Genomic DNA, 8,795 nt, shown 5'->3' on the forward strand with positions numbered 1-8,795 from the left:
GAAGGATCCGGGCCCCCACCCGGAGGGGAGAAAGGGGCCGGCGCCGGTTCCCAACACCGGCGCCGGCCCCTTTCTCCCCTCCGGGTGGGGGCCCGGATCCTTCAGGTGGGACATGATCCACCCTGAAGGATCCGATTTGCATGTGCAACCGTTCGTGATCGAATCGTGACCGGAAGAAGCCCGCCACCCGGGGTCTCCGGGTGGCGGGCTGCGGTGCACAACATGTCTCTGACCTAGTCAGACGGCGGTCACGGCGTCAGGAGTAGTCGTAGAAGCCCTTCCCGGACTTCTTGCCCAGTTCACCGCGCTCCACCATGTCCCGCATGAGCTGCGGGGGAGCAAAGCGGGGTCCGAGCTCCTTCTCCAGGTACTCCGCGATGCCCAGGCGGACGTCCAGGCCCACGATGTCCGTGAGCGCGAGCGGACCCACGGGGTGCTTGTAGCCGAGCACCATGGCGTTGTCGATGTCCTCGGGGGAGGCCACGCCCTCCTCGACCATGCGAATGGCCTCCAGGCCCAGCGCCACTCCCAGGCGGGAGGACGCGAAACCGGGGGCGTCCTTGACGGTCACGGGGGTCTTTCCGAGCCCCGCGACCCACTGCGCGGTGAGATCCTGCATGTCCTGCCCGGTACGCTCGCCCACCACGATCTCCACGAGCTTGGAGGCCGGGACCGGGTTGAAGAAGTGCATGCCGCAGAAGCGCTCGGGGCGCTGCAGCTCGGCGGCGAGCCCGTCGATCGACAGGGAGGACGTATTCGAGGCGAGCCACGCGTCCTCGCGCAGGTTGGCCTCCACGCTCTGCAGGGAGGACACCTTGAGGTCCCAGATCTCGGGCACCGCCTCGACCACCAGCTCGCACTGCGCGAAGTCCGCGTAGTCCACGCTGACCGAGAAGTTCTCGGTCCACACATCCAGGTTGCCGTCGATCTTCCCGCGCTCCAGGGACTTGGCGAGGTCGGACTCCACGCGCTCCTTCGCCGCCTCCGCGGCGGGGGCGTCCACCTCCACCACGGTCACGCGGGATCCTGCGATCAGGAACGCGTGCGCGATGCCCGCGCCCATGCGGCCACCACCCAGCACACCCACGGTGGCGGGAACAGCGGACTCGGTCTTCTCGGTCATTTCTTGGGCTCCTTCTTGCGGTCCAGGAACGCTTGCATGCGGTCGAACTTGGCCTGCGACTCGAACAGGACGGCCTGCGCGAGCTCGTCCACGTGGGGGTGCGCCTCGCGCGGCATGGCGAACACCCGCTTGGAGATCCGCACGGCCAGCGGGTCCTGCGCGGCGATCCGGTCCGCGAGCGCGTCTGCGGCGGTCAGCAGCTCGTCCGGCTCGTGGATCTCGGTGATCAGGCGGGCCTCCAGGGCCTCGTCCGCGGAGAGGATGCGCCCGGCCATCAGGATGTCCTTGGCCAGGGCCTCCCCCGCGAGCTCCTTGAGCCGCCACAGGGCGCCGGCCGCTGCGATGATGCCCAGCCCGGTCTCCGGTTGGCCCACCTTCAGGCGCGGCGTGCCGATCCGGAAGTCGGCGGCCCACGCGAGCTCCGCGCCGCCGCCCAGGGCGTAGCCGTCCAGGGCAGCGACCACGGGCATGGGCAGCTTGGCGATCCGGTCGAAGATCTGCGAGTTCACTCCGCGCAGGGCGTCCTCACGACGCCGCTCGCGCAGCTGGGCGATGTCCGCACCGGAGGCGAAGATCCCCTTGCCGTTCACGCGGGTGCCGCTGAGCACCATGATCTTCGGCTCGCGCTCCAGGTGCCCGCACACCGTGTGCAGCTCGTCCACCATGACCTGGTCGATCGCGTTGCGCACGTCCGGGCGGTCCAGGGCCACGTGCAGGCGGTCCGGGCGCTCGCTCACGCGCAGCGCCTCGAAGTCCGCGGCCCACGCGGGCGTTCCGCCCGCTGCCTGCTCCTCCGCGATGGCTGCCGCGGGTGAGCCGCCGGTGGCCGTGGTGCCGGGGGCGGCGGCCCCCGCCGTGTTCCCGTTCTCCGAGGACGACGCCGCGGCGGTGCCGTCCGCGCGGGGGCCGCGTGCGGCGTCGTCGTGCGTGGTGTTCGTGTCCGTCACGGCCGGATCACACCCGCTCGATCAGCAGGGCGGCGCCCTGGCCCACGCCGATGCACATGGTGGCCAGGCCCTTGGCGGTGCGCTCGCGCTCCATGCGGCCCATCAGGGTGATCACGATGCGCGAGCCGGAGGAGCCCAGCGGGTGACCGAGGGCAATGGCGCCGCCGTCCCGGTTGACGATCTCGGGATCCAGGCCGAGGCGGCGGATGGAGCCGAGGGACTGCGTGGCGAAGGCCTCGTTGATCTCCACGGAGCCGAGGTCCCCCACGGACCAGCCCGCGCGCTCGAGGACCTTCTCGGACGCGGGCACCGGGCCCAGGCCCATGATCTCGGGCGCGAGACCGGCGGAGGCGCCGTCCACCACCCGGGCCCGGGCGGTGAGGCCGTACTTGGTCACGGCGCGCTCGCTGGCCACGATCACGGCGGAGGCGCCGTCGTTGAGCGAGGACGAGTTGCCGGCGGTGACCACGGAGCCGCCCTTCACCACGGGGCGCAGCTTGGCGAGCACCTCGGTGGTGGAGCCCTCGCGGGGGCCCTCGTCCGTGTCCACCACGGTGACCGCACCCTTGCGGCCCCTGACCTCCACCGGGACGATCTCGTCCGTGAAGTGCCCCGCCGCGATGGCCGCGAGCGCCTTGCGGTGGGACTCCGCCGCGAACTCGTCCGCGTCCTCGCGGGAGATGCCGTCCACGCGGGCGACCTCCTCCGCGGTCTCCGGCATGGAGTAGGTCATCTTGCCGTCCCGGGAGAGCGGGCCGTCCACGAACGCGGGATTGGGGAAGCGCCAGCCGATCGAGGTGTCGTAGACCTCGCCGGGCTTGGCGAACGCGGTGGTGGGCTTCTCCATGACCCACGGGGCGCGGGACATGGACTCCACACCGCCGGCCACCACGATGTCCGCAGCACCGGACTTGACCATCTGCGAGGCGATCGTGATCGCGGACATGCCCGAGGCGCACAGCCGGTTCACGGTGATCCCGGGAACGGTGTCCGGGTAGCCGTTGAGCAGCCACGCCATGCGGGCCACGTTGCGGTTCTCCTCACCGGCGCCGTTGGCGTTGCCCAGGATGACCTCGTCCACCAGGGAGGGGTCGATCCCGGAGTCCTCCACCACGGAGCGGATGCACAGGGCGGCGAGGTCGTCCGGACGCACCGAGGACAGGGCCCCTCCGTAGCGGCCCACGGGAGTGCGGGCTCCTCCGACGAGAAAGGCGTGGGGCATCTCGGACATGGCATCTCCTCAGGGGCGCAATAACTGACCGTTCGTTCTAGTTCAGGTTCCCCGATCGTGTGAGCCACGTCAATCGGTGACCGTGCATGTCAGCCTCCATCCGGACAGACCGCGGGCCCGACATCCTGGGCGGATGCCGGGCCCGCGGTGGGGAACCGGTCAGCCCCCGAGTGCACACCGACCGGGAGCTGTGGAGCGCGAGGCTCAGTGGCGTGCGGCGTTCGTGCCCGTCTCGGGCTCGCCGGCCACCGGGGCCACGCTCTCGCCCGGGTGGGAGCGCACGTACTCCTCGTGCACCTCGGCCACGTGCAGGTCCTTGCCCTGGTCCGACTTCTTCACGAAGCACACCGCGATGAAGGACACCAGGGACAGCAGGGCGATGTAGAGCCCGATGGTCCAGGCCTGGCCCGTGCGGCCCAGCAGCAGCTCCGCGATCATGGGGGCGAAGGCGCCGCCGATGATCGAGCCGAGCGCGTAGCCGATCGAGACGCCCGAGTAGCGGACGCGGGCCGGGAACATCTCCGCGTACATCGCGGACTGCGGACCGTAGGACGGGCCCAGGCCCATGGTGAGGATGAAGATGGCCAGCGCGAACAGCGGCAGGGATGCCGTGTTGAGCATCCACCACATGGGGATGGCCCACAGGATGATGATGCCGTAGCCGATCTGGAACGTGAGCTTGCGCCCGATCCGGTCCGACATCCACCCGCCGAGCATGGTGAAGATGAGCCATCCCACGCCGCCCACGATGGAGGCGATCAGCGTCTCGGGGCGGGACATGCCCAGTGCCTTGGTTCCGTAGGACGCGAAGAACGCGATCACCAGGTAGCCCGCGGCGTTGTTGCCCGCGAAGATCAGCGCGGCCAGGAGCACCTCGCGCGGGTTCTTGCGGAACAGCTGGCCCAGGGGTGCGGAGGACTCCTTGGCGCGCTGCTGCATCTCCAGGAACACCGGGGACTCGTCCACGGAGCGGCGGATGATCCAGCCCACGAAGATCAGCACGATGGAGAAGAGGAACGGCACGCGCCAGCCCCAGGTCTCGAACTGCTCGGGGGTCAGGGTGGTGGTCAGGAAGAACATGAACAGGGTGGCCATGAGCATGCCGATCGGCACGCCGATCTGCGGGTAGGCGCCGAACAGGCCGCGCTTGTTCACGGGGGCGTGCTCCACGGACATCAGGGCCGCCCCGCCCCACTCGCCGCCGGCGGAGAAGCCCTGCAGGATGCGCAGCAGGATCAGCAGGATGGGTGCCGCGATGCCGATCTGCTCGTACGTGGGTAGCAGGCCGATCAGCGTGGTGGCCGCGCCCATGCCGAACAGGGTCATCACCAGGGTCACCTTGCGGCCGAACCGGTCGCCGATGTGCCCGGCCACGATGGCCCCGAGCGGGCGGAACAGGAAGCTGATGCCCAGGGACGCCCAGGAGACCACCTGCGCGAGCTGCGCGTTTTCCGCCCCCAGGGGGTTGAAGAAGTGGGCCGCCAGGATGAAGGCGGCCGCCTGCGCGTAGATGAAGAAGTCGTACCACTCGATGGTGGTGCCCACGAGGGTTCCCGCAAGGACCTTGCGCTCTTCTCGTGACATGGTGCGGCCCTGCGCGGGCGCTGTGGTGGTTGCCATGTGGGGTCTCCAGGATCGTCGGACCGGAGTCCGTGGGGTGCCAGTGGCGGATGGGTCACGCATTAACCGACCAATTGGTCGTGAAGTGAGTGTAGAGCTGGGTGTGAACCGCGTCACCTGTGTCGTGTATCAAATCGTATATGTTACGTCGGGTGCAAGGGGCTCGGCGTCTCGACCTCTCGCCCGGTCCTGACATGGTCGGCCGCGAGGACCGCACCGTTCCGGGCGGGGGCGGGCCTGCGTACCCTGGAGCAAAGACCACCGCGAGTGAGGGCACCCGACATGACCGAGACCACTCTCAACGACAAGAAGGCGCTCGTGACCGGCGGTGCCAGCGGCATCGGAGCCGCCGCGGTCCGGGCGCTCGCCGCGCGCGGCGCCCACGTGGTGGTCGCGGACATCGACCACGACGCCGCCCAGCGCCTCGCGGACGAGGTGGGCGGTGAGGCGTGGGCCGTGGACCTCACGGACACCGCCGCGCTCGCGGAGCTGCGCCTGGACGTGGACGTGCTGGTCAACAACGCGGGCATCCAGAAGGTCTCGCCCGTCCAGGACTTCGACCCCGCGGACCTCCACCGGATCCTCACCCTCATGCTGGAGTCCCCGTTCCTGCTGATCCGCGCCGCCGTCCCCCACATGTACGAGCAGGGGTGGGGTCGGATCGTCAACGTGTCCTCGGTGCACGGGCTGCGGGCGTCCGCGTTCAAGTCCGCGTACGTGGCGGCCAAGCACGGACTCGAGGGGCTCTCCAAGGCCGTGGCTCTGGAGGGTGCGCCGCACGGTGTCACGAGCAACTGCGTGAACCCCAGCTACGTGCGCACCCCGCTGGTGGACAAGCAGATCAAGGACCAGGCGGCCACGCACGGCATCCCGGAGGAGCAGGTGGTCGAGAAGATCATGCTCACCGAGTCCGCGATCAAGCGCCTCGTGGAGCCCGAGGAGGTGGGCGAGCTGATCGCCTTCCTGGCCGGCCCGTCCGCGGGTATGGTCACGGGCTCCTCCTACGCCATGGACGGCGGCTGGATGGCCTCCTGAGCCGACGACGCCCGCGCCCTGTCCGGTGCTCGACGCGCTCACGGGCCGGGAGCCGTTCGGTGCGCGGCGCAGCGACCGTCTACGCTGAGATGCGGATCACACGTGCACACAATGCGAAAGGGTGGCCATGTCCAAACTCAGAGACAGCGCGGCGGAGCTGCTGGCCGAGACCCTGCGGGACGGGATGACGCTCGCGGTGGGCGGGTTCGGGCTCTCCGGTGTCCCGCGGGACCTCATCGAGGCGGTGCGGGAGAGCGGGGTCAAGGACCTCACGGTGGTCTCCAACAACATGGGCGTGGACGGCAAGGGTCTGGGGCTGCTGCTCGAGAACCGGCAGGTCTCCAAGGTGCTGGCCTCCTACGTGGGGGAGAACAAGGAGTTCGCGCGCCAGTTCCTGGAGGGTGAGCTGGAGGTGGAGTTCAACCCCCAGGGCACCCTCGCGGAGCGGCTGCGGGCCGGCGGCGCGGGAATCCCCGCGTTCTACACCGCCACCGGCGTGGGCACCCCCGTGGCGGAGGGCAAGCCCACCGCCGAGTTCGACGGCCGCACCTACGTGCAGGAGCGCGGGATCGTGGCGGACGTGGCCCTGGTGCACGCGTGGCGCGGAGACACGGACGGGAACCTGGTCTACCGGCGCACGTCCCGCAACTTCAACCCGGTGTGCGCGGCGTCCGGGAGGGTCACCTTCGCGGAGGTCGAGGAGATCGTGGCCCCCGGCGAGCTGGACCCGGACCACATCGTGACCCCGGGGGTGTACGTGCAGCACGTGGTGCAGTACTCCGGTGCGCCCAAGGAGATCGAGCAGCGCACCACCCGGCCTCGGCCGGACGCGCAGGGCGCCGGCGGCGTCGAGGGAGGAGCGGCATGAGCTGGACACGCGACGAGATGGCGGCCATTGCGGCGTCGGAACTGGCGGACGGCGACTACGTGAACCTGGGGATCGGCATCCCCACGCTCGTGGCCAACAACCTGCCGCCGGGGGTGAGCGTGGTGCTGCAGTCCGAGAACGGCGTGCTGGGCATGGGCCCGTTCCCGTACGAGGGGGACGAGGACCCGGACCTGATCAACGCGGGCAAGCAGACCATCACCCTGCAGCCGGGGGCCGCGATCTTCGACTCCGCCACGTCCTTCGGGATGATCCGCGGCGGACACGTGAAGATGGCCATCCTGGGGGCCATGCAGGTCTCCGAGACCGGGGACCTGGCCAACTGGATGATCCCGGGCAAGATGGTCAAGGGCATGGGTGGCGCCATGGACCTCGTGGCCGGGACGCCGCGCGTGCTGGTGCTCACCGAGCACGTGGCCAAGGACGGCTCCGCGAAGCTCAAGCACGAGTGCGACCTCCCGCTCACCGGTGTGGGCGTGGTGGACCGCATCATCACGGACCTGTGCGTGTTCGACGTCGAGGAGGCTGGACTGGTGCTGCGCACCCTGGCCCCCGGCGTGACCGAGGCAGAAGTGGCCGAGAAGACCGAAGCGAACTACCGGGTGGATCTCGTGGACGTGACCCCCGATTCCGTACCCGTTCAGGAGGAACAGTGACAGAGAACGCCAATGACATCGTGATCGTCAACGGGGCCCGCACCCCGCAGGGCAAGCTGCTGGGCGCGCTGGCGTCCCAGAGCGCCGTGGACCTGGGCGCGCACGCCATCAAGCACGCGCTCCAGCGCGCGGGCGTGGCCCCGGAGGATGTGGACTACGTCTACATGGGCAACGTGGTGCAGGCCGGCAACGGGCAGAACCCCGCCAAGCAGGCCGCCGTGGCCGCCGGACTGCCCATGAACGTGCCCGCCATGAGTCTCAACAAGGTGTGCCTGTCCGGGCTGGTGGCCGTGACCGAGGCGGCCCGGATGATCCGCGCGGGCGAGGCGGACGTCGTCGTCGCCGGCGGCATGGAGTCCATGACCAACGCCCCGCACCTGGCTCTGGGGGCCCGCAAGGGCACGTCCTACGGGGACATGAGGCTCGCGGACTCGCTGGCCCACGACGGCCTCGTGGATGTGGAGCTGCAGGTCCCCATGGGCGAGCTGACCGAGACCGGCAACTCCGAGCGCTCCATCACGCGTGAGGAGCAGGACGAGGTGGCGGCCCGCAGCCACCAGCTCGCGGGCAAGGCGCAGCAGGACGGTGTGTTCGCGGACGAGATCGCGCCGATCGAGATCCCGCAGCGCAAGGGCGATCCCGTGACCGTCTCCGAGGACCAGGGCGTGCGTCCGGACTCCACCGCCGAGGGGCTGGGCAAGCTCCGGGCCGCCTTCACCAAGGACGGCACCATCACCGCGGGCAACTCCTCCCCGATCTCCGACGGCGCGGCGGCCGTGGTGCTGACCACGCGCGGCTACGCGGAGGAGCACGGCCTGGACTGGCTCGCCGTGGTGGGCAGGCCCGGGCAGGTGGCCGGGCCGGACACGTCCCTGCACTCGCAGCCCTCGCGCGCGATCGAGCACGCCCTGTCCCGCTCGGAGTGGAGCGCGGCCGATCTGGACTTCATCGAGATCAACGAGGCGTTCGCCGCGGTCTCCGTGCAGTCCGTCCGGGACCTCGGCGTGGACATGGACAAGGTCAACATCCACGGCGGCGCGATCGCCCTGGGCCACCCCATCGGTGCGTCCGGTGCCCGCCTGGCGCTGCACGCGGCCATGGAGCTCGCGCGCCGCGGCTCCGGCAAGGCTGCGGTCTCGCTGTGCGGTGGCGGCGGTCAGGGCGAGGCCCTGCTGCTGAGCCGCTGAGACGGGCGGTGCCGCTGAGCGGCGCCGCGTGACCTACGGGGTGTCCCGCTCACCAGAGCGGGGCACCCCGTTCTCGTGGCCCGGGGCGTGGGCGGAGGGTCGGACCCGGG

General features: G+C 70.2%; 8 protein-coding genes. 4 read left to right on the forward strand and 4 right to left on the reverse strand.

The genetic code is table 11. From position 1 onward, the window contains the following. Nucleotides 1-256: 256 nt before the first annotated feature. The 4 genes from D9R02_RS10295 to D9R02_RS10310 form a co-directional block, all read right to left on the reverse strand. Nucleotides 257-1,123: a 3-hydroxyacyl-CoA dehydrogenase family protein gene (locus D9R02_RS10295; RefSeq protein WP_102614024.1), complete on the reverse strand. Its 867-nt coding sequence runs from the start codon at nt 1,121-1,123 to the stop codon at nt 257-259. Further along, nucleotides 1,120-1,923, reverse strand: a complete 804-nt coding sequence (locus D9R02_RS10300; protein ID WP_047979442.1) for an enoyl-CoA hydratase/isomerase family protein — start codon at nt 1,921-1,923, stop codon at nt 1,120-1,122. Before D9R02_RS10300 ends, D9R02_RS10295 begins: the two co-directional genes overlap by 4 nt. A gap of 154 nt (nt 1,924-2,077) precedes the next feature. After that, the gene (locus tag D9R02_RS10305; RefSeq protein WP_039101615.1) at nt 2,078-3,301 is read right to left on the reverse strand and encodes a thiolase family protein; all 1,224 of its coding nucleotides are present in this window, start codon (nt 3,299-3,301) and stop codon (nt 2,078-2,080) included. Between the two features lie 204 nt (nt 3,302-3,505). Further along, nucleotides 3,506-4,921: an MFS transporter gene (locus D9R02_RS10310; RefSeq protein WP_019309860.1), complete on the reverse strand. Its 1,416-nt coding sequence runs from the start codon at nt 4,919-4,921 to the stop codon at nt 3,506-3,508. 282 nt (nt 4,922-5,203) lie between these two features. Here D9R02_RS10310 and D9R02_RS10315 point away from each other — a divergent pair, with 282 nt between their 5' ends. From D9R02_RS10315 to D9R02_RS10330, 4 genes are all read left to right on the forward strand, one after another. Beyond that, complete coding sequence (locus D9R02_RS10315) at nt 5,204-5,956, forward strand: 3-hydroxybutyrate dehydrogenase (protein ID WP_019309861.1); 753 nt, start codon at nt 5,204-5,206, stop codon at nt 5,954-5,956. Nucleotides 5,957-6,083: 127 nt separating this feature from the next. Next, nucleotides 6,084-6,824, forward strand: a complete 741-nt coding sequence (locus D9R02_RS10320; RefSeq protein ID WP_019309862.1) for a CoA transferase subunit A — start codon at nt 6,084-6,086, stop codon at nt 6,822-6,824. After that, nucleotides 6,821-7,498, forward strand: coding sequence for a CoA transferase subunit B (locus tag D9R02_RS10325; protein WP_012397309.1), 678 nt, complete (start codon nt 6,821-6,823; stop codon nt 7,496-7,498). The genes D9R02_RS10320 and D9R02_RS10325 overlap by 4 nt, the downstream gene beginning before the upstream one ends. After that, nucleotides 7,495-8,685: an acetyl-CoA C-acetyltransferase gene (locus D9R02_RS10330; RefSeq protein ID WP_121566871.1), complete on the forward strand. Its 1,191-nt coding sequence runs from the start codon at nt 7,495-7,497 to the stop codon at nt 8,683-8,685. The genes D9R02_RS10325 and D9R02_RS10330 overlap by 4 nt, the downstream gene beginning before the upstream one ends. The last annotated feature ends 110 nt before the right edge of the window (nt 8,686-8,795 follow it).

Source organism: Kocuria rhizophila, from assembly GCF_003667225.1.
In the GTDB taxonomy this organism is placed as follows: Bacteria; Actinomycetota; Actinomycetes; order Actinomycetales; family Micrococcaceae; genus Kocuria; species Kocuria rhizophila.

What these genes read in the sequence shown, in the direction of transcription:
- D9R02_RS10295 (WP_102614024.1), bottom strand. Translation starts at nt 1,123, where the DNA reads ATGACCGAGAAGACCGAGTCCGCTGTTCCCGCCACCGTGGGTGTGCTG.
- D9R02_RS10305 (WP_039101615.1), bottom strand. Translation starts at nt 3,301, where the DNA reads ATGTCCGAGATGCCCCACGCCTTTCTCGTCGGAGGAGCCCGCACTCCC.
- D9R02_RS10310 (WP_019309860.1), bottom strand. Translation starts at nt 4,921, where the DNA reads ATGGCAACCACCACAGCGCCCGCGCAGGGCCGCACCATGTCACGAGAA.
- D9R02_RS10315 (WP_019309861.1), top strand. Translation starts at nt 5,204, where the DNA reads ATGACCGAGACCACTCTCAACGACAAGAAGGCGCTCGTGACCGGCGGT.
- D9R02_RS10320 (WP_019309862.1), top strand. Translation starts at nt 6,084, where the DNA reads ATGTCCAAACTCAGAGACAGCGCGGCGGAGCTGCTGGCCGAGACCCTG.
- D9R02_RS10325 (WP_012397309.1), top strand. Translation starts at nt 6,821, where the DNA reads ATGAGCTGGACACGCGACGAGATGGCGGCCATTGCGGCGTCGGAACTG.